Below are 25,200 nucleotides of genomic sequence, written 5' to 3'. Positions count from 1 at the left end.
ATGTGTTGCCGCTGTAACAGGAGGTAAATCGCTTTGCGGGCCGGATTCGGCTTTCATAAGATGCGTTCACTAGGTTTCATGCCGCCGCGCCGTGCCATGCGCGGCAACGCTTTCGAAGACAGCATCATGATGAAGAAGGCCCGCTTTCTCGTTCGCACCACCGTCATCGCCGTGGTGCTCGCCAGCCTCAGCGCGTGCGCGATGACCCACACGCAGCGCAACGCCGGCATCGGCGCGGCGGCGGGCGGCGCGCTCGGCTACCTGATCACGGGCGGCCCGATTGGTACGGTCGCGGGCGCGGCGGCCGGCGGCCTCGTCGGCGCCGGCGTGCGCTAAGCGGCGCGGCGGCCGAACGCGCGGCGTTTCGTCCGTGCCGACGGCCGGTATCGCACGCGGCCGCCGGGGGGCGGCGCCGCATGCCGGATCGGCGAGTCGGCTTCGCCGTTTTCGTGGTTGCCGTCGTTCCCGTCATTCCGATCGCAGGAATGCTGACGCAGGTTCGCCGCAACGGTCGAGCCAAAGGGCGCGCCATCGGCGCGCCCGTTTCGTTTTGGGGGCCGGCTTTCGTCGGGCCTTCGCGCTCGGGAGGGCTCGCGGTCGGCGGCTTCGTCGAGCGGTCTTTGAGATCCTTCGTTCCGGGCGTCCGCGGGCGTGGCGCTGCCGTTTCGTGCCGCGGTTGACGGTCGATGTCGTACATCGAGCATTCGTGCCGCTTTCGTGCTTTCCCCTTTTCTCGTTTTCGTGCCAACGTCCAACGTCCAACGTCCAACGTCCAACGTCCAACGTCCAACGTCCAACGTCCAACGTCCAACGTCCAACGTCCAACGTCCAACGTCCAACGTCCAACGTCCAACGTCCAACGTGCGATCGCTGCCGAATCAGCCGTTCGGATAGGCGGCCGCGATCAGGTTCGCGCGCAGCGCCGCGAGCTGCGCGTACATGTCGTGGACGAGGTACAGGTCGCGGCGGCGCGTCCATGCCTGGCCGGACTGCGGGTCGTACAGCGTCGGCAGCGCGACCTCCGCGACCGCGGCCGCCTTCATCCCGCGCGCCCGTGACGTCTGGATGCAGCGCTTCGCATGATCGCGATGGCCGACGACCGCGACGTTGCCCATCGCCGCGCCACCGCCTTCCAGCGCGGCGATCGCGGCTGCGACGCCGTCGGTGCTCAGGTACGTGATCGAGCCGTCCGCGGCGACGACGGGCTCGATCGAATGGACATCGGTCATCTGGTACTTCGACGTGAGAAAGCGCGCGATTTCCCACTGCGCGTAGACCTTGACGGACTTCGATTGACGGATCCTGAAGATCGCATCCGCGAGCGCCTCGTTGACGGGGCCGGGATCGGGCAGCGCGGTCTGGTTCGCACCGTTCGTCGGCGTGTTGCCGCTCGCCGCGTTCGGGCGGTTGCCGAAGCTGTACGCGACGATGCGGTCGATCTGCGCGGCGGCGATCGTCGGCAGATCCCACGTGAAGCCGACGTCCATCAGGTACGGCTCGATCGTCGCGGCGGTCGACGCGTCGTTCAGCCCGGCCGTCAGCTTGCCGACCATCTGGCGCGCGAGTTCGGCATCGCTGATCGCGGGTTCGGCGATGCTGTCGTTGCACGCGCTCAGGACCGCGCTGACGAGCGGCAGCGTGGCGGCGGTGGACGTGGAGAGCAGGAACTTGCGGCGCGACGACATGCGGAACCTCGACGGAGAAAGCGGGAGAGCCCGCTTTGTACCGTTCGGTTATGACGGGGCGATGTCGTCGCGTGCTCGCCCGGCGTGCTGCGCGCGAGGGGCGAATGATCGAAGTCGCGAGGTCCTGGAGTGCCGAAGTGCCGAAGTGCCGAAGTGCCGAAGTGCCGAAGTGCCGAAGTGCCGAAGTGCCGAAGTGCGAAGTGCGAAGTGCGAAGTGCGAAGTGCGAAGTGCGAAGTGCGAAGTGCGAAGTGCGAAGTGCGAAGTGCGAAGTGCGAAGTGCGAAGTGCGAAGTGCGAAGTGCGAAGTGCGAAGTGCGAAGTTCCGAAGTTCCGAAGTCTCGAAAGTTCGCTAGTTCGGAAGCTCGAATTGGCGTGGAGCCGAAGAAGCGAAGCGGCCCACACGGGCCGCTCGCGAGAAAGAACGCGGGCACGCGATCCGACGCCGCGCGCCCGCCAGCCGCGCTCACACGACGCGCTTGTCCCGGAGCGCCGCGATCGCCGTGTCGCCGTAGCCGAGCATGTCGCGCAGCACCGTGTCCGTGTGCTCGCCGAGGAGAGGCGGCGCAGTGCGCGCGTCGGGCGGCGTCTCGCTCATCCGGATCGGGTTGCGCACGAGCTTCACGTTCGCGCCGCTCGGATGCGGCAGTTCGACCTGCATGCCGCGCGCGCGCACCTGCTCGTCGTCGAACACCTCGGCGAGGTCGTTGATCGGTCCGCACGGCACGCCGACCGCCTCGAGCGCGTCGAGCCATTCGCGCTTCGTGCGCGTCTTCGTCATCTCGGCAATGATCGGCACGAGCGTGTCGCGGTGGCGCACGCGCGCCGGGTTCGTCGCGAAGCGCTCGTCGTCGGCGAGCGCCGCGCGTCCGCCCGCCTCGACGAACTTGCGGAACTGCCCGTCGTTGCCGACCGCGACGATGATCCACCCGTCGCTCGTCTCGAACGTCTGGTACGGCACGATGTTCGCATGCGCGTTGCCCCAGCGCACGGGCGGCTTGCCGCTCGCGAGGAAATTCGTGTTCATGTTCGCGAGGAGCGCGACCTGCACGTCGAGGAGCGCCATGTCGATGTGCTGGCCTTCGCCCGTGCGGTCGCGGTGCGCGAGCGCGGCGAGGATCGCGATCGTCGAATAGAGGCCCGTCGCGAGATCGGCGATCGCGACGCCGGCCTTCTGCGGGCCGCCGCCCGGCAGGCCGTCGCGCTCGCCCGTGATGCTCATGAAGCCGCCCATCCCCTGGATGATGAAGTCGTAGCCCGCGCGGTGCGCGTACGGGCCCGTCTGGCCGAAGCCCGTCACCGAGCAGTAGACGAGGTCGGGCTTCACGGCTTTCAGCGACGCATGGTCGAGCCCGTACTTCGCGAGCTGGCCGACCTTGTAGTTCTCGAGCACGACGTCGCACTGCGCGGCGAGCTCGCGGACGATCCGCTGGCCTTCGGGCGTCGCGATGTCGATCGTCACCGAGCGCTTGTTGCGGTTCGCGGCGAGGTAGTACGCGGCTTCGCGGGTGTCGGCGCCGTCCGGCGTCTTCAGGTACGGCGGGCCCCAGTGCCGGGTGTCGTCGCCGACGTCCGGGCGCTCGACCTTGATCACGTCGGCGCCGAGATCGGCGAGCGTCTGCGCGCACCACGGGCCCGCGAGCACGCGGCTCAGGTCCAGGACGCGGATATGGCTGAGGGCTCCCATCTTCGATCAGTCTCCTCTGTTGGCTGCTCTGTCGGCCGGCGTGCGCCGGGCGGCGTCGCGCCGGTCGTGGCGCGGCCGCGCGGGTGCGTGGCCGGTTGGTCGTCTCCCGCCGCATCTTAAAGCGATTCGTGCACGGCTGTCGCGAAGGCGGGGCAGCGCAGGCGGCTCGGCTGCGCTTGGGTGCGGCGATGGCGGGCGATGCGGCGAGCTCGACGCGTGATACGCGGCGGAGGGCGAGTGCGGTTCCAACGAGGCTCTAACGTGCAACCTACGAGGCTCCTACGAGAGTCTCCAGCGAGGCTTCAGCGAAGCGCCAAGGAGGCTCCAAATAGGCTCCGAGAGGCTCCGTCGTGGTTCCGGAACGGCTCGGGCGTCGTTTCCGCGCGGCTTCGGCGCGTTCCTTCCTGTGTGAATCGGCTGGCGCATGGGTACATCGCGAGCGGTCGTTCGCCGCAGTCCGCCCGTGTTCGCCGCGCCACGGACAAGTCTGTCGCCCGGACGTTCTTCGTGTATTCCTCGGACGCTTCCCCCGAACGATCCCCCGAACGATCCCCCGAATGCGCCGCCGAATGCGTTGCCGAACGCTCCCCCAAACCGCGCCGCGTCCGCCCGGAACGCCCGCCGGCCGCGAGCCGGGATCTATCCCGTATAATCGATCGTTTCAGAAACGCGCCGCCGTCCGCCCACCGGAACGGCCGGCGCTCAACCCAGTTTTGGCCTGACCGTCCCCGCACGCTATGAAAGCCGCCGAAATCCGCGAGAAATTCCTCAAGTTCTTCGAATCGAAGGGCCACACGATCGTTCGCTCGTCGAGCCTCGTGCCCGGAAACGACCCCACGCTGCTCTTCACCAATTCGGGGATGGTGCAGTTCAAGGACGTGTTCCTCGGCGCCGAGACGCGCCCGTACTCCCGCGCGACCACCTCGCAGCGCAGCGTGCGCGCGGGCGGCAAGCACAACGACCTCGAGAACGTCGGCTACACCGCGCGCCACCACACGTTCTTCGAGATGCTCGGCAACTTCTCGTTCGGCGACTACTTCAAGCACGACGCGATCCACTACGCGTGGGAACTGCTGACGGCCGTCTACCAGCTGCCCGCCGACAAGCTCTGGGTCACCGTCTATCACGACGACGACGAGGCGTACGACATCTGGGCGAAGGAAGTCGGCGTGCCGGCCGAGCGGATCATCCGGATCGGCGACAACAAGGGCGCGCGCTACGCGTCGGACAACTTCTGGCAGATGGGCGACACGGGCCCGTGCGGCCCGTGCTCGGAAATCTTCTACGATCACGGCCCGGACGTGTGGGGCGGCCCGCCGGGATCGCCGGAAGAAGACGGCGACCGCTACATCGAGATCTGGAACCTCGTGTTCATGCAGTTCAACCGCGACGCGCAAGGCAACATGACGCGTCTGCCGAAGCCTTGCGTCGACACCGGCATGGGCCTCGAGCGGATCGCGGCCGTGCTGCAGCACGTGCACAGCAACTACGAGATCGATCTGTTCCAGAATCTCATCAAGGCCGCCGCGCGCGAGACTGGCATCAGCGACCTGACGAACAACTCGCTGAAGGTGATCGCCGATCACATCCGCGCGTGCTCGTTCCTGATCGTCGACGGCGTGATCCCCGGCAACGAGGGCCGCGGCTACGTGCTGCGCCGGATCGTGCGCCGCGCGATCCGCCACGGCTACAAGCTCGGCCGCAAGGAATCGTTCTTCCACAAACTGGTGGCCGACCTCGTCGCGGAAATGGGCGAAGCGTATCCGGAGCTGAAGGAAGCCGAGCAGCGCGTGACCGACGTGCTGCGCCAGGAAGAAGAGCGCTTCTTCGAGACGATCGAGCACGGGATGTCGATCCTCGAGGCCGCGCTCGGCGAGCTCGACGCCGCAGGTGGCAAAACCGGCGGCAAGACGCTCGACGGCGAACTCGCGTTCAAGCTGCACGACACCTACGGCTTCCCGCTCGACCTGACGGCCGACGTGTGCCGCGAGCGCGGCGTGACGGTCGACGAGCCGGCGTTTGACGACGCGATGGCGCGCCAGCGCGAGCAGGCGCGCGCGGCCGGCAAGTTCAAGGCGACGCAGGGCCTCGACTACTCGGGCGCGAAGACGACGTTCCACGGCTACGAGGAAATCGCGTTCGACGACGCGAAGGTCGTCGCGCTGTACGTCGACGGTTCGTCAGTCAACGAAGTGAAGGCGGGCCGGAGCGCGGTCGTCGTGCTCGACCACACGCCGTTCTATGCGGAATCGGGCGGCCAGGTCGGCGACCAGGGCGTGCTCGCGAACGCGGTCACGCGCTTTGCGGTCGCCGACACGCTGAAGGTCCAGGCCGACGTGATCGGCCACCACGGCGCGCTCGAGCAGGGCGCGCTCAAGATCGGCGACGTGGTCCGCGCGGAAATCGATGCCGAGCGCCGCGCGCGCACCGCCCGCAACCACTCGGCGACGCACCTGATGCACAAGGCGCTGCGCGACGTGCTCGGCTCGCACGTGCAGCAAAAGGGTTCGCTCGTCGACGCGGACAAGACCCGCTTCGACTTCGCGCACAACGCGCCGCTGACGGATGACGAAATCCGCCGCGTCGAAGCCATCGTCAACGAGCAGGTGCTCGCGAACGCGCCCGGCATCGTGCGCGTGATGCCGTACGACGAAGCGGTGAAGGGCGGCGCGATGGCGCTCTTCGGCGAGAAGTACGGCGACGAAGTGCGCGTGCTCGATCTCGGCTTTTCGCGCGAGCTGTGCGGCGGCACGCACGTGCATCGCACGGGCGACATCGGCCTCTTCAAGATCGTCGCGGAAGGCGGCGTCGCGGCGGGCATCCGCCGCGTCGAGGCGATCACGGGCGACAACGCGGTGCGCTACGTGCAGGCGCTCGATGCGCGCGTGAACGCCGCGGCGGCCGCGCTGAAGGCGCAGCCGTCCGAGCTGATCCAGCGGATCGGCCAGGTGCAGGACCAGGTGAAGTCGCTCGAGAAGGAACTCGCCGCGTTGAAATCGAAGCTCGCGTCGAGCCAGGGCGACGAGCTCGCGCTGCAGGCGGTCGAAGTGGGCGGCGTGCACGTGCTCGCGGCGACGCTCGACGGCGCGGACGCGAAGACGTTGCGTGAGACCGTCGACAAGCTGAAGGACAAGCTGAAGAATGCGGCGATCGTGCTCGCGGCGGTCGACGGCGGCAAGGTGAGCCTGATCGCCGGCGTGACCGCCGACGCGAGCAAGAAGGTGAAGGCGGGCGAGCTCGTCAACTTCGTCGCGCAACAGGTGGGCGGCAAGGGCGGCGGCCGGCCGGACATGGCGCAGGCGGGCGGCACCGAGCCGGCGAACTTGCCGGCGGCGCTGGCGGGCGTGAAGGGCTGGGTCGAAGCGCGGCTGTAACGCGGCCGTAACGCGCGGCCGGGCGGCGCGTCGAGGCTCGGCGCGCTGTCTTTGCGGCGGAGGTGCGTGACGCGGCCGGCGCACAGTGTCGTGGGTGGCGGCGTCCGTGCGGCACGAAGGCCGGTATGTTCGGCTCGCTTGCGGTGGTCGCCGGGGCGGTCGCCTCTATCGTCCGCGATCACCGCGGCAAAGACCAGATGATCGAATGACAGAGACGGTCCAATCGGCTTGCGCCGGTTGGACCGTTTTCTTTTGGGGCGACGATGTTCGCGGCGGCAGTGTTTTGCATCGCCACGCCTTGCCATGGCGCGTCACGCCGCGCCCGTGCGTCGACCTCGTCAGGCCGGCAGCGTCTCGTCCGCCGTGCCGCGGCGCGTGCGCCGGCGCGAGGCTTTCGCGGCTTCGTCTGCCGCGACGTCGGTCGCGCTCGCCGCGGCGGCGGCGTCTCGCAACGCATCGCGCAGTGCGGCGAGCGCCGCCGACAAATGTCCCTGGCGCCAGACCAGCATCGTGTCGATCGGCGCGAAGTCCGAGAGCGCGTGCACGCCGAGGCTGTCCGGCTCGCGCTGGACCGCGAGCACCGAGCGCGGTGCGACCGCGACGCCCGCGCCCGCCGCGACGCACGCGACGATCGCGTGATACGAGCCGAGCTCGAGCACGCGCCCGGGCTTCAGCCCGTATGCGGCGTACCAGCGCTCGACGCAGCCGCGATACGCGCAGCCGCGCTCGAACGCGACGAGCGTCGGCAGCAGTATGTCGCGCGGCGTGCGCACGCGTGGATGGCCGCGCGGCGTCAGCAGCACGAGTTCTTCGGTGAATGCGGGCGCGGTCTCGAACGGCTCGCCGAGCGCCTCGGAGCCGGCCGGCGTCGCGACCAGCGCGGCATCGAGCTCGAATTCGCGCACCCGGTGGATCAGCTCGCCGGTCGTGCCGGTGACGAGTTCGAGTGTGACTTCGGGCCACGCCTGGTGATAGCGGGCGAGAAGCGCGGGCAGCCGGCTCGCCGCGGTGCTCTCCATCGCGCCGAGCCGCAACCGGCCGCGCGGCCGGTTCTCGCGGACGGCATGGCGCGCCTCGTCGGCGAGCGCGAGCAGGCGCTCCGCGTACGGCAACAGCGTCTCGCCGGCGGGCGTCAGCACGAGCCGGCGGCCGTCGCGCACGAAAAGCGGTGCGCCGAGCTGTTCCTCTAGTTGCTTGATGCGGGTCGTGACGTTCGATTGCACGCGATTGAGCTTCGCGGCCGCACGCGTCACGCCGTTCTCGCGCACGACCGCGCGAAAGATCGCCAGCGCCGCCAGATCCATGATTCTCTCCATGGGATGGATCGAATCTGAATTATTCATTTTTCGAGAATGATTGGTCAAGCTAGCATCGAGTCGACTTTGGCTTTGCCGCGACGCTGCCGACCCTTCGAGTCGGCCGCTTCGCCCCTGAATCCGATCGCCCCTGAATCCGATGAGCTCACTTTCTTCTTCCCGCGGCGAAGCCGGCGCGCCGCCTTACGTGTCGTCCGGCGAGCATGCGGCGCGCGATGCGGCGCTCGCGTGCGCGGCGGCGCTCGCTGTCGCGCTCGGCGTCGGGCGCTTCGCATTCACGCCGCTGCTGCCGCTGATGCTCGCGGGCGGCGAGCTCGACATCCGGCACGGCGGCTGGCTCGCATCCGCGAACTACGCCGGCTACTTCGTCGGCGCAATGACCTGTGCGCGCATCGCCGTCGATCCTGCGCGGATGGTGCGCTACGGGCTCGCGGCGACGGTCGCGCTGACACTCGCGATGGGCATCGCGAGCCCGTTCTGGGTGTGGGCGCTCGTGCGCTTCGTCGGCGGCGCGGTCAGCGCATGGACGTTCGTGTTCGCGTCGCAGTGGGGGCTGCGGCGTGTCGCCGAGCGAGGCGCGCTTGCGTGGGGCGGCGTGATCTTCACCGGGCCGGGGGTCGGGATCGTCGTGACCGGGCTGATCGGCTCCGCGTTGGCGGGGCAGCGCGCGGCGCTCGGATGGATTGGGTTCGCGGCGGCGTCGGCGGTGTTGTCGGCGGTGGTGTGGCGCGCGTTCGGGATGACGGCGCGCGAGCCGGTGCGCGACGCGGGCGGCGAACATTCTTGCAACGGCACGGAGAATGGCGGCGACGGAGCCGGCGCGGCAGATGCGAGCGGCCGGGCCGAGACGGGGCGCGCGATCGGGTTGGCCGGCGCGACCAGCGCGACCAGCGCGACCAACGCGACCAACGCGACCAACGCGACCAACGCGACCAACGCGACCAACGCGACCAACGCGACCAACGCGACCAACGCGACCAACGCGACCAACGCGACCAACGCGACCAACGCCGCGACAGCCATATCCGCGAAAAATTTCACGTCCGCGAACGTCGCCCGCCCGCGTGAAGCGGTTGCGGCATCGACCGGGAGCACGCCGAACGCATCGCCGGCCGCCGCCCGGCGCGACGCGTTCTGGCTCGTGCTCCTCTACGGGCTGCCCGGCTTCGGCTACATCATCACGGCGACGTTCCTGCCCGTGATCGCCCGCGCCGCGCTGCCCGCGCGCTCGCCGTGGCCCGATCTGTTCTGGCCGATGTTCGGCGCGGCGCTGATCGTCGGCGCGCTGCTCGGCGCGAGGCTGCCGAGCCGCTGGGACAGCCGGCTGTTGCTCGCGGTCTGCTGCGCGGTGCAGGCGGCCGGTGTCGCGCTCGGCATCGTCTGGCCGACGGCGCCCGGATTTGCGCTCGGCAGCGCGCTCGTCGGCTTGCCGTTCACCGCGATCACGCTGTTCGCGATGCGCGAAGCGCGCCGCCTGCGCGGCGAACGCGCGGCGGGCCTGATGGGCTATGCGACCGCGTCCTACGGCGTCGGCCAGATCGCCGGGCCGCTGGCGGCCGCGCCGCTCGCCGCGCATGCCGGCTCGTTTTCGCCGGCGCTGTGGCTCGCGTCGGCCGTGTTGGCCGTCGGGGCGGCGGGGTTCGCGGCCGTCGCGTTGCACGCGACGCGTGCGGCGAAACACGGCCGCCGTGTTGCTTGAGCGCTCGACCGGTCGCGCCGGGCGAAGCGGTTGCGGGCGTTTCGAGCGTGTGAGTCGAGCCGATGCGGCCGGCACGCGTCGTGCTCCGCGCCCGGCGAGACGATGCTTCGCTCGCGCTGCCGCCGATTTTCTTTTCCGCATCGGGTGCGCGGTCGCCGGCGCTGGCCGCCGCTTTTCCCCTTTCTTATTCGGATCCAGTTCACGGCGAATCCGTATTGCCGTTCGGCACGCGTTCCGCATCGATCGGGCGAGCGCCGACCGAGCCAAATCGCCGCCGCGATTCACGTCATCCGGCGTGCACAGACTCGCGGCTCCTTTCGAAGGTTCGCGCCGCGCTCGCCGCGCATTCATGCATGCTCGGCGAGCGTCTGACGAGCGCTCGTCGCGAGTAGCGGCCCGTTGCAGATTTTGTGGAAGCACGGACTCACGGCCGTCGGCCGCTATGCAATAATCGATTCATCAGTGCTTGCTAGTCCTTTGCGCGCCGCGCAATGGGCCCCTGGCGTAACGACTGCCTTGGAGGTGCACTGTGTCTCGTCAAACACTTGGCCGCGCCTGGGTTCGCGCTGTAGCGATCGGGGTGGTGCTTGCTGGCTATGCTTGCCTGCAGCCGACGGCGACCGCGGCAGGCACCCTGCCGCAGCCTTTGAAGGCGAAGCGAATCGCACAGATCGGTCCGGCAGGGCCGGTCGATTTCCCCACGCTCGTCGAGCGATACGGGCCCGCCGTCGTGAACGTCAGCGTGGCCGCGCCGGAGCCGCAAATGTCGGCATCCGGTCTCGAGGCCCTCGATCCCGACGATCCGTTCTCCGCGTACTTCAAGCTGGGCGTGCCGCAGCCGCCGACATCACAGGACAACGCGCCGCGCGCGATGGCGGGCGCCGGATCCGGTTTCATCGTCAGCGCCGACGGCCTCATCCTGACCACCGCCTACGTGGTCGGCCAGGCCTCCGAGGTGACGGTCCGGCTGATCGATCGACGCGAGTTCAAGGCGCGGGTGTTGGCGGTCGACGATCAGAGCGACGTCGCCGTCCTTCAGGTCGATGCGACGAAGCTGCCGACGGTGAGGCTCGGCGACTCGTCGCGGGTGCGCGTCGGCGAGCCGGTGCTGACGATCGGCACGCCCGACGGCGCGGCGAACACGGTGACGACGGGCATCGTCAGCGCGACATCGCGGACGCTGCCGGACGGCGGCAGCTTCGCATTCTTCCAGACCGACGTAACCGGCAATCTCGATAACTCGGGCGGCCCGGTATTCAACCGCGCGGGCGAGGTGATCGGCATCGACGTGCAGATCTATGCGGGCGGCGACCGTTATCCGAGCGTGACTTTTGCGATCCCGATCAATCTGGCGGCGAAGGTGCGCACGCAGGTGCTGCAGGCACAACAACAAACGCGGCAGCAAGCGCAGCAACAGGCGCAACAGGCGCAACAGGCGCAGCGCACGGCGGCGCCGGGCGGGCTGGGCGTCGACGTACAGGATGTCGGGCCGGGGCTCGCGGCCGCGTTCGGTTTGCCGCGGTCGGCGGGCGCGCTCGTCAACGCGGTCGAGCCGGGATCGCCCGCCGCCGCAATCGGCCTGAAGCCGGGCGACGTGATCGTGCGGATCGGCGACAAGCCGATCGGCCGCTCGGCCGAGCTCGCCGGCGACGTAGCTGCGTTGCCGCCCGGGACGAACACGATGCTCACGCTGCTTCGCAACCGGGCGCCGATGACGTTGATGCTCGGGCCGGGCGCGGCCACGGGAACGTCGGCCGGGACGCCGTCGGGGAGTGCGAGCGTCGGTCGGAGCGAAGTCGGCGGCGCGGACCGCCTGGGTCTGACGATGCATCCGCTGACGGACGACGAGCGCCGTTCGACCGGGCTGCCGGTCGGCATGGTGGTCGACGCGGTGCGCGGGCCGGCGGCAAACGCGGGCATCCAGCCGGGCGACGTCGTGCTGGAGTTCAACGACACGCTGATCGAGACGCCGGACATGGTGCCGGCGTTGGAGGCGAAGGCGGGGAAGGTGGTGGCGGTGCTGATTCAGCGGGGGAATGAGCGGCGGTTTGTTTCGGTGAAGATGAGGTGAGGTTCGCAGTCGGATCGTCGGAGCGACGAACGGGAGTCGACGCGCGGATCCTGAAAGCCCGTGGGGCGGAATGCGGCTGCCGGCCACGTGCGGTCCGAACACATCGTCGCCCGGATCGCCGACAATCGAGATCGTTTGAGGCGGTTCGAGAAGCGGCCGTATTTGCCGAGAAGCAAAACACGAAACACGATTGAAATAACGCTTCACTTGATTCTTCAGAAAGCGGCTTGGCGAACTGTCAAAAGGTTTGCTGCGCGCTGTCGATGGCCGTCGAATGAAGATCGGATAAATCGCGGTTCCTCACGAAAAAACGCGGTGGCCCGGGAAATTGCGTGACGGATGCGATTGCCGGATGAAATGCATTTGTATAAAGCCGGTCCGAATACAGGCCAGCTTTAATAAGAATGGCAATCAAAACCGGCATGTCGGGTGGATGAGAGGCGTGTCGTGCCAAATCGGCGAACGCGGCGCGTGGCCAATGCAATTCGAATCATTCATCGATCGCGTGGTGTCTCGGTGCGACCCAAAGTCGCTAGAATGGGAGCTCCCCGCACCGAGCCGGCCGCGGCTCGGTCGAGGCCGACGAAGCCGAGCAGAATCGCGCACCTCTCCAACGATGACCACCGCAGACTACCAATTCTGTCCACGCTGCGCGCGCGCGCTCGCCGAGCGCGCCGATTCCGCCGAGCAGGGCGGCCGCGCGCGCCGCGCGTGCCCCGACGCAACCTGCGGCTACGTCCATTGGAACAACCCGATCCCCGTCGTCGCCGCGATCGTCGAGTACGAAGGCAAGATCCTCCTCGCGCGCAACGCCGCGTGGCCCGAAGGCGTGTTCGCGCTCATCACCGGCTTTCTCGAACACGGCGAAACGCCCGAGGCGGGGATCGCCCGCGAAGTGCGCGAGGAGACGGCGCTCGACGCCGAATCGGTGAAGCTCGTCGGCGTCTACGAATTCATCCGCAAGAACGAATTGATCATCGCGTATCACGTCCGCGCGAACGGGACGATTCGCCTCTCGCCGGAACTGCTCGAATACCGGCTCGTCGATCCGCCGAGGCTGCGCCCGTGGCGCGCCGGCACGGGCCAGGCGCTCGCCGACTGGATGCGCGCACGCAGCCTAGACTTCGAATTCGTCGACTTCCCCGGTCAGTAGGGAACGGAAGCAGCGGGCCGCGCCGGCGCGGCCCGCCTGCGGCGGCGTCAGCCGGCGCGCACCGCCTGCGCCGCGGTGCCGTAGCACAGCACTTCGGTCACGCCCGATGCGATCTCGGTCGCGTCGTAGCGCATCCCGATGATCGCGTTGCCGCCCATCTGCCTCGCCTGTTCGACCATCCGCTCGTAAGCATCCTGCCGCGCCCGCTCGCACAGTGACGTGTAGAGCGAGATGTTGCCGCCGAACAGCGTTTGAATCGATGCGCCGAACGTGCCGACGATCGACCGCGAACGCACGACGATGCCGCGCGCGACGCCGAGCGAGCGTTCGATCCGGTAGCCCGGAATGTCGAAAGCGGTCGTGATGAGCTGCGGATCTGCCATGATGTTTCCTCGTCAATGTGAAAATACCCGTGCGCCGCGCCCGGCGTCGCATGTTCGCCCGGACGGCGGCTGCTTGTCCAGCGTCGGGCGGCGTGTCGGCCCCGCGTTCGCGCGCCGCCTGACGATTCGAACGAGCACGATCGGAGGAGACTTCCCGTGGCCTACATCTATTACCTGACGCACATCCATCTCGGCGACGACGCGCTCGCGATGCTCTCGGCCGAATGCGCGCGGAGCGGCATCACGCGCCCGCTCGTCGTGACCGACAAGGGCGTCGCGGCGGCGGGGCTCGTCGATCGCACGCTCGACGCGCTCGGCTTCGGCGCGCTGCCGGTATTCGACGACACGCCGTCGAATCCGACCGAGGCGGCCGTGCTCGCCGCCGCGCAGCGCTATCGCGACGACGGTTGCGACGGGCTCATCGCGGTCGGCGGCGGCTCGGCGATCGATCTCGCGAAGGGCGTCGCGATCGCGGCGACGCATCCGCTGCCGCTCACGCAATATGCGACGATCGAAGGCGGCAGCGACAGGATCACCGCGGCCGTCGCGCCGCTCGTCGCGGTGCCGACGACGTCGGGCACGGGCAGCGAGGTCGCGCGCGGCGCGATCCTGATCCTGAAAGACGGCCGCAAGCTCGGCTTTCATTCGTGGCATCTGCTGCCGAAGGCGGCGATCTGCGATCCGGCGCTGACGCTCGGCCTGCCGCCCGGGCTCACGGCCGCGACCGGCATGGACGCGATCGCGCACTGCATCGAGACGTTCCTCGCGCCGGCGTTCAATCCGCCCGCCGACGGCATCGCGCTTGACGGCCTCGAACGCGCATGGGCGCACATCGCGCGCGCGACGCACGACGGCGGCGACCGCGCCGCGCGTCTCGCGATGATGAGCGCGTCGATGCAAGGCGCGCTGGCGTTCCAGAAGGGGCTCGGCTGCGTGCATTCGCTGTCGCATCCGCTGGGCGGCGTGAAGGTGAACGGCAGGACGTCGCTGCATCACGGCACGCTGAACGCGGTCGTGCTGCCCGCCGTGCTGCGCTTCAACGAGCGCGCGCCGACCGTCGTCGCCGAGCGCCGCTATGCGCGGATGCGCCGCGTGATGAACCTGCCCGACGGCGCGGACCTGCCGCAGGCGCTGCACGACATGACCGCGCGCCTCGGCCTGCCGACGGGGCTGAGGCAGATGGGCGTCGACGAAAGCGCGTTCGATCACGTGATCGAGGGCGCGCTCGTCGATCACTGCCACAAGACGAATCCGCGCGTCGCGTCGGCCGACGATTACCGGCGCATGCTCGTCGAATCGCTCTGACGGCGCGGCGCGGTTCGTCGCGCAACGCATCGCCGGCATTCGACCATGCAATCCACATCGAGCAACCGCCGAGCAACCGCCGAGCAACCATTCAGTAACCACCGAGCAACCGCCTTTTCGCCTCGCGCCGACATGTCCGCCGCCAAACCCGTTCCGCTGCCGCGCAGCGCCTACCGCCACTTCCTGCCGATCACGACGCGCTGGATGGACAACGATGTCTATGGGCACGTCAACAACGTCGTCTACTACAGCTACTTCGACACGGTCGTCAACGAATACCTGATCCGCCGCGGCGTGCTCGACGTCGAGCACGGCGAGACGATCGGCCTCGTCGTCGAGACGCAGTGCAACTACTTCGCGCCGCTCGTGTTTCCGCAGCGCGTCGAAGCGGGGCTGCGGGTCGCGCGGCTCGGCGCGTCGAGCGTGCGCTACGCGATCGGCCTCTTCGCGGACGGCGAGACGTCGGCCGCCGCGCAAGGCCATTTCGTGCACGTGTACGTCGATCGCGCGACGCGCCGTCCGGTGCCGCTGCCTGAACCGCTGCGCGCCGCGCTCGAGCCGCTCGCCGTGGAGGCGGCCTGACGCGGTGCAGTCGATCGTCATCAATCTGCTGAACGGCCTGAGCTACGGGCTGCTGCTGTTCATGCTGTGCGCGGGGCTCACGCTGATCTTCAGCATGCTGGGCGTGCTGAATTTCGCGCATGCGAGCTTTTACATGCTGGGCGCCTACGTCGGCTTTGCGATTGCCGCGCACACGAATTTCTGGCTCGCGCTCGCCGTCGCGCCGTTCGTCGTCGGCGCGTTCGGCGCGCTGTGCGAGCGCATGCTGCTGCGGCGCGTGAGGGTGAGGGCGAGCGGCCATCTCGACGAATTGCTGCTGACGTTCGGGCTCGCGTATCTGATCGCCGAAGGCGTGAAGCTCGCGTGGGGGCTCGCGCCGCTCGCCGCGCCCGTGCCGGCCGCGCTCGACGGCGCCGCGTTTACCATCTACGGCGCCGCCTTTTCGCGGTATCGCGTGTTCATGATGGCCGTGTCGGTCGCGATGCTCGGCGTGTCGTGGGCGGCGCTGCGCGTGTCGCAGACGGGGCTCGTCGTGCGCGCGGCGCTCACGCATCGCGCGGCCGTCGAGGCGCTCGGCCACGACGTGCCGCGCGTGATGACGCTCGTGTTCTCCGCAGGCACCGCGCTCGCCGCGCTGGCGGGCGTGATCGGCGCGCCGCTCGCGGTGATCGAGCCCGCAATGGCGGAGACGCTCGGCTCGGTCGTGTTCGCGGTGATCGTGATCGGCGGGCTCGGCTCGCTCGCGGGCGCGCTCGCCGCATCGCTCGTCGTCGGCTGTGCGCAGACGTTCGCGACGGCGAGCAGCGCGTCGCTCGGCGCCGCCGCCGAGTGGGCCGGCATCGCGCTGCCCGACGCGTGGCGCGCGCTGACGGTCGCGCAGCTCGCGCCGCTGATTCCGTATCTGCTGCTCGTCGCGGTGCTCGCTTGCCGCGCGCGCGGCCTGTTCGGCGAGCGAGCCGATGTCTAGCGCGACCGTGCGAAGCCGCCTGTCGCACGCGTGGCCGTGGTTCGCGCTGATCGCGCTCCTCGCCGTGCCCGCGCTCGTGTGGCCGCGCGGCTGGATGCTCGGCTATCTCGCGCAGACGGCCGCGCTGATCGTGCTCGCGCTGTCGTACAACCTGCTGCTCGGCACGACCGGGCTGCTGTCGTTCGGGCACGCGGCGTTCGCGGGGCTCGGCGCGTTCGCCGCCGCGCACGTGTTCAATCGCTATGGCTTGCCGCTGCCGCTCGTGCCGCTCGCGGGCGGCGTAGCGGGCGCGGGCTTCGGCGTGGTGTTCGGCTTCATCGCGACGCGGCGCGCGGGCACCGCGTTCGCGATGATCACGCTCGGGCTTGGCGAACTCGTCGCCGCGGCCGCGTGGAGCGTGCCCGGCTGGTTCGGCGGTGCGGGAGGCGTGTCGATCGACCGGGCGAGCGGCCCCGCGCTCGGCGCGTGGCATTTCGCGCGGCCGATGCACGCGTATGCGCTGATCGCGCTCTGGTGCATCGGCGCGGCGGCCGCGATGCGCGCGCTCGCGCGCACGCCGTTCGCGCGGCTCGCGAACGCGGTCCGCGACAACCCGGCGCGCGTCGCCACGCTCGGCACCGATCCGCGCCGCGTGCGCTGCGCGATGGCGGTCGCGGCGGCGTTTTTTGCGGGCGTGTCGGGCGCGCTCACGCTGATCGACGTCGAGGTCGCAACGTCGGAGAGCGTCGGGATGCTGCGCTCGGGCGCCGTGCTGTTCGCGACCGTGATCGGCGGCGCGACGGGGTTCTTCGGGCCCGTCGTCGGCGCGGCGCTGCTGACGTTCTTCAGCGTGTTTGTCGCGAGCGTGTCGCGCGCGTGGCTGCTGTATCTGGGCGTGTTGTTCGTCGCCGTCGTGCTGGCGGCGCCGGGCGGCGTGAGCGGCGGGTGGCGCGCGCGGCGCGATGCGCGGCGGCAGGGCGGCGCGCGCGTCGACTGGCGGCGCGAACTGCTCGGCGCGGGCGCGGCGATCGCGCTGGGCGTCGCGATCGTGTTCGTCGTCGAGCTCGCGTATGCGCTGCGGTTCGCGCAGGACGAAGGGCGGCGCGCGGTCATCGGACTTTGGCGGTTCGATGCCGGCGCGCCGTTCGGTTGGGGCATCGCGGCAGCCGCCGCGGCGATCGGCGCGGGACTCGCGCAGGCGGCGCGGCGGCGGGGCGGCGTACATCGATCGAATGAGGCGGATGTCGATGTCGCCGACGCATCCGATGTGCGTGACGCGAGCGACGTGGTTAGCTCGGCGAGCGCGCGTGATCGCGCGAACGTGTCCGACGACGCCACGTCGTTCGTTACGCCGGCGGAGCCTGGCATCATCGCGGGAAGCCTCGACCGCGCGAGCGTGCGGGCCGCGACCTCGCCGCCCGCGCTGCGCGTGACGAACGTCGGCAAATCGTTCGGCGCGACGCCGGTGCTCGTCGGCGTCGATCTGACGATCCGGCACGGCGAGCGCCACGCGCTGATCGGCCCGAACGGCGCGGGCAAATCGACGCTCTTCGACCTGATCGCGGGCGCGCTCGCGCCGACGCGCGGACGCATCGCGCTGAACGGCGTCGAGCTCGGGCGGCGCGGCCCGCATGCGGTCGCGCGTCTCGGGCTCGCGCGCAGCTTCCAGCAGACGAGCGTGTTCGCGCGGATGACCGTCCATGACAACCTGCGTTGCGCGGCGCTTCACGCGCCTGGGCAGCGTCGCCGCTGGCGCAACCGGCTCGCCGGCGCCGCCGCGATCGATCGCGCAGCCGACGCCGCGCTTGCGTCGATCGGCCTCGCCGCGCGCCGCGACGTGCTTGCGGGCAGCCTCAGCTATGCGGAGCAGCGCGCGCTCGACGTCGGCCTCGCGCTCGCGAGCGGCGCATCGGTGTTTCTGTTCGACGAGCCGACGGCGGGCATGAGCCGCGAGCAGGCGCGGCGGACGATCGAACTGATTCGGCGCGCGACGGCGGGCAAGACGGTGCTGATGATCGAGCACGACATGGACGCGGTGTTCGGGTTCGCCGATCGCGTGTCGGTCCTCGTGCGCGGCGAACTCGTCGCGACCGGCACGCCCGCGGCGATCCGCGCGAACGCGGCGGTGCGCGCCGCGTATCTCGGCGAGGCGTTCGAGCGATGAGCGCGCTGCTCGAACTGCGCGGCGTGCGCGCCGGATACGGCGCGCTGCCGGTGCTCGACGGCGTCGACCTGCGGATCGCGGCGGGCGAGGCCGTCGCGCTGCTCGGCCGCAACGGCTCGGGCCGCTCGACGCTCGCGAAGGCGATCATGGGCATGGTGCGGGTCGCAGGTGCGGTGCGCATCGACGGCGTCGACGTCGCGGGCGAGCCGCCGTTCGCGATCGCGCGGCATCGCGTCGGCTACGTCGCCGAGAGCCGCGACGTGTTCGCGCTGCTGAGCGTCGAGGACAATCTGCGGCTCGGCTTGCGCGGCGCGCGCCGCTCGGCCGCGCGCGCGGCGCTCGCCGACGCGCGCGAGCGCTATCCGATGCTCGCCGAGCGCTGGCGAACGAAGGCGGGCGTGCTGTCGGGCGGCGAGCAGCAGATGCTCGCGCTCGCGCGCGCGTTGATCGGCGCGCCGCGCGTGCTGATCGTCGACGAGCCGGCCGAAGGGCTCGCGCCGCTCGCGGTCGAGCAGGTTCGCGCGTGTCTTGCCGACGCAAAGGCGCAAGGCGTCGCGCTGCTCGTGATCGAGCAGCGGATGCAGCTTGCGCCGGCGCTCGCGTCGCGCGTCGCGGTGATGGGGCGGGGAAGAATCGTCCATGACGGCGCGCCCGATGCGCTCGATGCGCAAACGGTCGCACGTTGGCTCAGCGTCGGCTGAGCGTCGGCCGGGCGAGCCGGTGCCGCCGCCGTCGCACGAGCGATTGCACGAGCGGTCGGCCGACGATTCGGCCGATGATTCGACCCATGATTCGACCTATGACTCGACCGAACGCAACGACGGCTTCGACGGTTCGATCGCGATCCGCCAGACCTGACCGGCTAGTCGCGCGAGGCGCGGCCGACCGGTTGTCGCGGCGTCGCAGCCGTCGCATCGAGCATCCTCGCTCGCGCGTCGCACGCGCTGCGGCGTTCGGCTTCGAATCGAGGACATCTTCGACCGACAATATCGGGCGTCCGGCGGCGCGCCGGTCAAACGGATTCGGGACGCCAGCCCGCGTCGAATCGACCGATGTCGCGCGCAGCGATTCCATCGCCTGGATTATCGGCAAGCGGTGCGGTATGCGCCGCGCCGCCGCACGAATTTCACCGCCCGCCGCTCAGCATCCACTCGTGCGCGGGATCGTTCTTGAAGTGCCACGCACGGGTCGGCCCGGCCATCACGTTCAGGTAGTACGACTCGTACCCGTAAGGCACGACGACCGGGTGATAGCCGCGCGGCACGAGCACGACGTCGTGGTCGCACACGGCCATCGATTCGTCGAGGTCGCGCGAATCGGTGTACACGCGCTGGAACACGAAGCCCTGCGGCGGATGCACGCGGTGGTAGTACGTCTCTTCGAGCGCGCTTTCGACGGGCGCGTTGTCGGTATCGTGCTTGTGCGGCGGGTAGCTCGACGAATGCCCGGACGGCGTGCGCACCTCGACGACGAGCAGCGATTCGGCCGGCTCCGTTTGCGGGAGGATGTCGCAGACGTAGCGCGTGTTCGCGCCGCTGCCGCGCACCGAGCGCCGCATCTGCGACGGCTTGATGAGCCGCGCCGGATAGCGCCCGGTCGCGGGCGCGCTCGCGACGCCGAGCTCCGCGTCGCGCGACGCGCGCACGGTCACGCGCCGCTGCGGCGGCAGATAGAGCGCATACGGCGCGACGCCGTCGAACACGCTGTCGCGCGAGCCGAGCTCGGTCCAGCGCGTGCCGTCGCCCGCTTCGACGTCGACGGCGCCCGTCAGCACGACGATGCACATCTCCCGCGCGGCCTCGACGAACTCGATCGATTCGCCCGCTTTCAATCGATACGCGGCGAAGCCGACGTGTTTCCAGTGCGCCGATTCCGGCGTGACGCGCGCGATCGACGTGCCGTCGCTCGCGCCCTTGACGAGCAGACTCATTTAGGCCGCCTCCTTGTGATCGACGGGCGAAAGCGGTGCGTCGACGAGCGCGCGCAGCGTCCGGTAGCCCTGTTGCGCATACGCGTAGCTCGGCGCGACGGCCGGGTCCTGCTCGGCCTCGACGACGAGCCAGCCGCGATAGCCGTGGCGCTTCAGCATGCCGATGATCGCCGGGAAATCGATCGCACCGTCGCCCGGCACGGTGAACGCGCCGGCGATCACCGCGTCGAGGAAGCTCCAGTTGCGGTTGCGCGCGAGCTTGATGACGGCGGGCCGCACGTCCTTGCAATGGACGTGGCACACGCGATCGATGTGCTTCGCGAGCGCCGCGACCGGATCGCCGCCGCCGAACGCCATGTGCCCGGCGTCGAACAGCAGGCCGACCGCGTCGCTGGTGCTCGCCATCAGGCGGTCGACGTCGGCGGGGGATTCGACGTACGCGCCCATGTGATGGTGATAGCCGAGCCGCACGCCCTGCGAGAGCGTGTAGCGCGCGAATGCGTCGACGCGCTCGGCGTATGCGTCCCATTGCGCGTCGTCGACGAAGCGCGGGCGCTGGTAGAGCGGCGCGGGCGAGCCCTGGATCGTGCCCGCGACTTCGCCGTACACCATCACGGTCGCGCCGTTCTTCGCGAGCAGCTCGAGATGCGGGCCGACCGCGTCGATCTCCTCCTGCACGCCGCGCGCGGCGAGCCGCCCCGAGTACCAGCCGGACACGAGCGACAGGTCGTACTGCGCGAGGAGGGCCTTCAGCGCCTGCGGTTCGCGCGGAAACTTGTTGCCGAGCTCGAAGCCTTCATAGCCGATCTCGCGGCCTTCGGCCAGCGCGACGGACAGCGGCGTCTCGCCGCCGAGCGACGGCAGGTCGTCGTTCATCCACGACAGCGGATTGACGCCGATACGGATGTCGGATGCGCTCATGTCGATGATTCCGGGGTAGAGGTTGCGCAAGACGATGCGGAGCCGGCGCCCGTGCGGGCGGCGACCTGCCGCTCGTAGTTCGCGCGCGCGTCGCGCACCGCGTCGCGCGGCGACACTTCGGGCACCGCGACTTCCCACCACCAGCCGCCGTCGGTCGTCGTGCGGGCGGGATCGGTGTCGATGCAGATCACGTACGTGCGATCGGATGCGCGGGCGCGCGCCATCGCCGCTTCGAGCGCGGCGACGTCGGCGACGTGCTCCGCGTGCGCGCCGAGCGCGCGCGCGTGCGCGGCGAAGTCGATCGGCGGCGCGCCGAGCGGGCCTTGCACGCAATCGTCGAACAGGTTGTTGAACGGCGCGCCGCCGCATGCCTGCTGCAGCCGGTTGATGCAGCCGTAGCCGCGGTTGTCGAGCACGACGACGATGAGCTTCGCGCCGAGCATCACCGACGTCGCGATCTCGCTGTTCATCATCAGATAGCTGCCGTCGCCGACCATCACGATCACTTCGCGATCGGGCTTCGCGAGCTTCGCGCCCAGGCCGCCCGCGATCTCGTAGCCCATGCACGAATAGCCGTATTCGACGTGATAGCCGCCCGGCGCCGCCGCGCGCCACAGCTTGTGCAGCTCGGCGGGCAGCGTGCCCGCCGCGCAGACCGCGATGTCGCGCGCGGCCGAGCCGGGCGCCGAGCGCTGGACGGCGCCGATCACGTCGGCATCGTACGGCAGCACACCCGCGCGCTGCGGCGCATGCGTGACGGCCGTCACGGCGTCGCGCCAATCGTCCGCGAGCGCGTGCGCGCGCGCGGTCCACGCGGCGTGAGCGCGCCAGCCTTCGAGGCGCGCGCCGAGTGCGTCGAGCGCGAGCCGCGCATCGGCCTCGACGATCGACGCGCGGTGCTTCAGCGCATCGAATGCGTTCGCGTTGATGCCGACGACGCGCGCCTGCGCGAACAGCGTGTTCGAACCGGTTGTGAAATCCTGCAGCCGCGTGCCGACCGCGATCACGCAGTCGGCGTCGTTCGCGAGCGCGTTCGCGGCGGGCGAGCCCGTGACGCCGACGGCGCCCGCGTTGAGCGGATGATCCCACGGCAGCGCGCTCTTGCCCGCTTGCGTCTCGCCGACCGGAATCCCGTGTCGCTCGGCGAACGCGGCGAGCGCGGCCGCGCCGCCTTCGCTGTAGAGCGCGCCGCCGCCCGCGACGATGAACGGCCGCTTCGCCGCGCGCAGTTGCGCGAGCGCGGCTTCGAGTTCCGCCTCGACGGGCGCGGGCGCATGGAACGTGACGACGCGCGGCGCGAAGAATTCGGCCGGGTAGTCGTACGCCGTCGCCTGCACGTCCTGCGGCAGCGCGAGCGTGACGGGGCCGCAGAGGGCCGCGTCGGTCAGCACGCGCAGCGCGCGCGGCAGCGCGGTGAGGAGCTGCGCCGGATGCACGATCCGGTCGAAGTAGCGCGACACGGCCTTGAACGCGTCGTTCGCCGAAATCCCGCCGTCGTGAAAATCCTCGATCTGCTGCAGCACCGGGTCCGGCGCGCGCGACACGAAGACGTCGCCCGGCAGGAGCAGCACCGGCAGCCGGTTCACGTGCGCGAGCGCGGCCGCGGTGACGAGGTTCGTCGCGCCGGGGCCGATCGACGTCGTCACGGCCATCATCCGGCGGCGAAAGTGCGCCTTCGCGTACGCGATCGCGCTGTGCGCCATCGCCTGCTCGTTGTGCGCGCGATAGGTCGGCAGCGTGTCGCGGTGCTGATAGAGCGCTTCGCCGAGGCCCGCGACGTTGCCGTGTCCGAAAATCGCGAACACGCCGCCGAAGAGGGGCTCGGCGCCGCCGGCATGGCCGTTGCCGCCGTCGCCGGCCGCGACGCGCTGCGCGGCCAGATAGCGCACGAGCGCCTGCGCGGCGGTCAGCCGGATCGTGCCGGAGGCGTTCGCGGCCGGATCGTCGATGATGTCGTTCACGCTCGGGTCTCGTAGGGTTTCATCGTCCATTGCTCGGCGATTCATGCATGGCCTCCTAGGCGGCCGCGCGCCGGCCGTGCGCGCCGCCGCTCGCGCGGGCCGCGCGCCATGCGCCGATCAGCGTCTCGAACGTCCGCCGCACGCGGGCGATCACCTCGGCGTCGCCGATCTCGCCCGCGAGCCACGCGCGGCTCGGCTCGTGGAAGATCGTGCGGCCGACCGTGAAGCCGCGGCACGTCGCGGACGCGGCCGCCGCCTTGAAGCCGTCGACGAGCGCGTCGACGGGCGCCGAGAGGCCGAGCAGCACGACGCCGCGGCAGTACGGATCGCGCTCGGCGATCAGTTCGTCAATCGCCTTCCATTGCGCGGCGTCGAGCGGCGCGAGTTTCCACCATTCCGGATGGATGCCGATGTTGTACAGGCGCTTGAGCGCGCGATACACGGTGTCGGCGGCCTGCGGCAGGTCCGCGCGGCGCGGCGGGATCACTTCGAGCAACAGCGCGTGGCCGCTCGCCTGCACCGCGTCGTACAGCGCGCGCAACTGCGTTTCCTGTTCGATCCGCTGCTCGGCGGGCTCGTCCGGATGGTATTGGACGAGGCACTTCGCGACGTGCTCTCGCGGCCACGACACGAGCGTCGTGCCGATCGAGCGGCCGTGATCGAATTCGAGCGGCAGCGAGCCGGGCAGCTCGACCGGCCGGCCGATCCACCAGCCGCGGCCCGTCGCGTCGTTGAGTGCGTCCTGGCCGTAGCGGTCGTCGATCAGCACGCCGATCCGGCCGGCGAGCCCGAGCTGCGCTTCCGTCTGCGCGACCGCCTCGACGAACAGGCGCTTGAGCTTCTCGACGCGCGCAACGCTCGCGCCCGTCAGCCGCGCGAGCTCGAAGAACGGGTTGCGATGATCGAACGCGAAGCCGAGCACTTCGTCGCGCGGCGCGCGCGCGGGCGTCACGCGGTGCAGCCGCGCGAGCGTCGGATCGAGGTCGGGGCGGCGCATCCGCATGGGGTCGCGCTTCGCCTCGCCGAGGAAATACGCGAGCTCGCCGGGCGTCGGCATCGCGGGCGAGCAGCCGTGCCGCGACACGACGAGCGCGCCGCACGCGTTCGCCGCGCGCGCCGCTTCGTCGAACGGGCGGCCGCGCAGCCATTGCGACAGGAAGCCCGACGCGAACGCGTCGCCCGCGCCGAGCACGTTCATCACGTCGACTTCGACGCCGCCGATGAGCGGCAGCGCGTCGAGCGTCGCGGGCACGTCGCCGTCGACGATCGAGCAGCCGAGCGGCCCGCGCTTGACGACGAGCGCAGCGCTCGTCACCGCGCGCACCATCGCGAGCGCGTCGAGGAGCGCGTCCTTGCCGCCCGCGATGCGGAATTCCTCCTCGGTGCCGATCACGACGTCGAAGCGCGGCAGGATGCGCTGCAGGTGCGCGGTCACGCCTTCGTTCGCGATGAAGCGCGTCTCGCCGTCGGCCTTGCCGGTCAGGCCCCACAGCACCGGGCGATAGTCGATGTCGAGCACCGTGCGCACCTGGTTGCGGCGCGCGTAGTCGAGCGCGCGCCGGCTCGCGCGCATCACCTGCTCGGTCGAGAAGTGCGTGCCGGTGATGAGGAGCGCCTTCGACGACGCGATGAACGCCTCGTCAAAGTCGTTCTCGTCGAGCGCCATGTCCGCGCAGTTCTCGCGATGGAAGACGAGCGGGAACGTGTCGCGGTCTTTCAGGCCGAGCAGCACGAGCGCGGTCAGGCGCTCGGGATCGATGCGCAGGCGGCTCGTGTCGCAGCCTTCGCGCGCGAGCGTCTCGGACACGAAGCGGCCCATGTGATCGTGGCCGACGCGCGAGAGCATCGCCGATTTGAGGCCGAGCCGCGCGCAGCCGAACGCGATGTTGCCCGACGAGCCGCCGAGATACTTCGCGAAGCTCGACGCGTCCTCGAGCCGCGCGCCGATCTGCTGCGCGTAGAGATCGACCGCGACGCGGCCGATGCAGATCACGTCGAGCGGGCGATGCTGCGCAAAGGAGAGAGTAGGGGAAGTCATCGCGAGTCC

20 protein-coding genes are annotated in these 25,200 nt (G+C 70.0%); 11 read left to right on the top strand and 9 right to left on the bottom strand.

The window, feature by feature from the left end; all coding sequences use genetic code 11:
- Positions 1-96 precede the first annotated feature (96 nt).
- On the top strand, positions 97-336 hold the full coding sequence (locus WS62_RS20485; RefSeq protein WP_197422885.1) for an ornithine acetyltransferase: 240 nt from the start codon (positions 97-99) through the stop codon (positions 334-336).
- 542 nt (positions 337-878) lie between these two features.
- Here the strand turns inward: WS62_RS20485 and WS62_RS20480 are convergent.
- Both WS62_RS20480 and WS62_RS20475 read right to left on the bottom strand, forming a co-directional pair.
- On the bottom strand, positions 879-1,685 hold the full coding sequence (locus WS62_RS20480) for a hypothetical protein (protein ID WP_066574536.1): 807 nt from the start codon (positions 1,683-1,685) through the stop codon (positions 879-881).
- A gap of 463 nt (positions 1,686-2,148) precedes the next feature.
- Positions 2,149-3,369, bottom strand: a complete 1,221-nt coding sequence (locus WS62_RS20475) for a CaiB/BaiF CoA transferase family protein (RefSeq protein WP_066574534.1) — start codon at positions 3,367-3,369, stop codon at positions 2,149-2,151.
- Positions 3,370-4,106: 737 nt separating this feature from the next.
- Between WS62_RS20475 and alaS the strand changes: the two genes are divergently transcribed.
- Positions 4,107-6,743, top strand: coding sequence for an alanine--tRNA ligase (alaS, locus tag WS62_RS20470; protein WP_066574532.1), 2,637 nt, complete (start codon positions 4,107-4,109; stop codon positions 6,741-6,743).
- A gap of 338 nt (positions 6,744-7,081) precedes the next feature.
- Here alaS and WS62_RS20465 read toward each other — a convergent pair whose 3' ends face one another.
- Positions 7,082-8,047 (bottom strand): LysR substrate-binding domain-containing protein, encoded by a 966-nt coding sequence (locus WS62_RS20465; protein ID WP_066574530.1) that lies wholly within the window; start codon positions 8,045-8,047, stop codon positions 7,082-7,084.
- A gap of 151 nt (positions 8,048-8,198) precedes the next feature.
- Here WS62_RS20465 and WS62_RS20460 point away from each other — a divergent pair, with 151 nt between their 5' ends.
- Positions 8,199-9,758 carry a YbfB/YjiJ family MFS transporter gene (locus WS62_RS20460; protein WP_066574528.1) on the top strand — a complete coding sequence of 520 codons (1,560 nt, stop codon included), beginning with the start codon at positions 8,199-8,201 and terminating at the stop codon, positions 9,756-9,758.
- 529 nt (positions 9,759-10,287) lie between these two features.
- Entirely contained in the window at positions 10,288-11,829 is a 1,542-nt protein-coding gene (locus WS62_RS20450; protein WP_066574523.1) for a trypsin-like peptidase domain-containing protein, read from the top strand.
- Between the two features lie 238 nt (positions 11,830-12,067).
- On the opposite strand, the gene WS62_RS36710 is transcribed toward WS62_RS20450, so the two are convergent.
- Positions 12,068-12,313 carry a hypothetical protein gene (locus tag WS62_RS36710; protein ID WP_156441065.1) on the bottom strand — a complete coding sequence of 82 codons (246 nt, stop codon included), beginning with the start codon at positions 12,311-12,313 and terminating at the stop codon, positions 12,068-12,070.
- Between the two features lie 132 nt (positions 12,314-12,445).
- Here WS62_RS36710 and WS62_RS20445 point away from each other — a divergent pair, with 132 nt between their 5' ends.
- Entirely contained in the window at positions 12,446-12,982 is a 537-nt protein-coding gene (locus tag WS62_RS20445; protein WP_066574521.1) for an NUDIX domain-containing protein, read from the top strand.
- 47 nt (positions 12,983-13,029) lie between these two features.
- Here WS62_RS20445 and WS62_RS20440 read toward each other — a convergent pair whose 3' ends face one another.
- Positions 13,030-13,365, bottom strand: coding sequence for a YbjQ family protein (locus WS62_RS20440; RefSeq protein ID WP_066489359.1), 336 nt, complete (start codon positions 13,363-13,365; stop codon positions 13,030-13,032).
- 156 nt (positions 13,366-13,521) lie between these two features.
- Here WS62_RS20440 and WS62_RS20435 point away from each other — a divergent pair, with 156 nt between their 5' ends.
- The 6 genes from WS62_RS20435 (at position 13,522) to WS62_RS37495 (ending at position 19,199) form a co-directional block, all read left to right on the top strand.
- Positions 13,522-14,670: an iron-containing alcohol dehydrogenase gene (locus WS62_RS20435; RefSeq protein WP_066574518.1), complete on the top strand. Its 1,149-nt coding sequence runs from the start codon at positions 13,522-13,524 to the stop codon at positions 14,668-14,670.
- Positions 14,671-14,802: 132 nt separating this feature from the next.
- Positions 14,803-15,252 carry an acyl-CoA thioesterase gene (locus WS62_RS20430; protein ID WP_066574517.1) on the top strand — a complete coding sequence of 150 codons (450 nt, stop codon included), beginning with the start codon at positions 14,803-14,805 and terminating at the stop codon, positions 15,250-15,252.
- Between the two features lie 4 nt (positions 15,253-15,256).
- Positions 15,257-16,198 carry a branched-chain amino acid ABC transporter permease gene (locus WS62_RS20425; RefSeq protein WP_066574515.1) on the top strand — a complete coding sequence of 314 codons (942 nt, stop codon included), beginning with the start codon at positions 15,257-15,259 and terminating at the stop codon, positions 16,196-16,198.
- Positions 16,191-18,341 carry a branched-chain amino acid ABC transporter ATP-binding protein/permease gene (locus WS62_RS20420; protein ID WP_066574512.1) on the top strand — a complete coding sequence of 717 codons (2,151 nt, stop codon included), beginning with the start codon at positions 16,191-16,193 and terminating at the stop codon, positions 18,339-18,341. Before WS62_RS20425 ends, WS62_RS20420 begins: the two co-directional genes overlap by 8 nt.
- A complete protein-coding gene (locus WS62_RS20415; RefSeq protein ID WP_066574509.1) occupies positions 18,338-19,042 on the top strand; it encodes an ABC transporter ATP-binding protein in 705 nt (234 codons plus the stop codon). The genes WS62_RS20420 and WS62_RS20415 overlap by 4 nt, the downstream gene beginning before the upstream one ends.
- Positions 19,043-19,061: 19 nt before the next feature.
- Positions 19,062-19,199, top strand: coding sequence for a hypothetical protein (locus WS62_RS37495; protein ID WP_197422881.1), 138 nt, complete (start codon positions 19,062-19,064; stop codon positions 19,197-19,199).
- A 268-nt stretch (positions 19,200-19,467) separates the two neighbouring features.
- Here the strand turns inward: WS62_RS37495 and iolB are convergent, their stop codons facing one another.
- Genes iolB through WS62_RS20395 form a run of 4 tightly spaced genes read right to left on the bottom strand, consistent with a single transcriptional unit; the run spans position 19,468 to position 25,191 of the window.
- Positions 19,468-20,271 carry a 5-deoxy-glucuronate isomerase gene (gene iolB / locus WS62_RS20410; protein WP_066574506.1) on the bottom strand — a complete coding sequence of 268 codons (804 nt, stop codon included), beginning with the start codon at positions 20,269-20,271 and terminating at the stop codon, positions 19,468-19,470.
- Positions 20,272-21,192, bottom strand: a complete 921-nt coding sequence (gene iolE, locus WS62_RS20405) for a myo-inosose-2 dehydratase (protein WP_066574504.1) — start codon at positions 21,190-21,192, stop codon at positions 20,272-20,274. It lies immediately after the preceding gene.
- Positions 21,189-23,198 carry a 3D-(3,5/4)-trihydroxycyclohexane-1,2-dione acylhydrolase (decyclizing) gene (iolD, locus tag WS62_RS20400; protein WP_066574503.1) on the bottom strand — a complete coding sequence of 670 codons (2,010 nt, stop codon included), beginning with the start codon at positions 23,196-23,198 and terminating at the stop codon, positions 21,189-21,191. Before iolD ends, iolE begins: the two co-directional genes overlap by 4 nt.
- Positions 23,199-23,208: 10 nt before the next feature.
- On the bottom strand, positions 23,209-25,191 hold the full coding sequence (locus WS62_RS20395; RefSeq protein WP_066574501.1) for a bifunctional 5-dehydro-2-deoxygluconokinase/5-dehydro-2-deoxyphosphogluconate aldolase: 1,983 nt from the start codon (positions 25,189-25,191) through the stop codon (positions 23,209-23,211).
- Positions 25,192-25,200 lie beyond the last annotated feature (9 nt).

This window comes from Burkholderia sp. ABCPW 14, assembly GCF_001523835.1.
Classification (GTDB): Bacteria; Pseudomonadota; Gammaproteobacteria; order Burkholderiales; family Burkholderiaceae; genus Burkholderia; species Burkholderia mayonis.
This window is presented reverse-complemented; position numbering and strand designations above follow the sequence as displayed.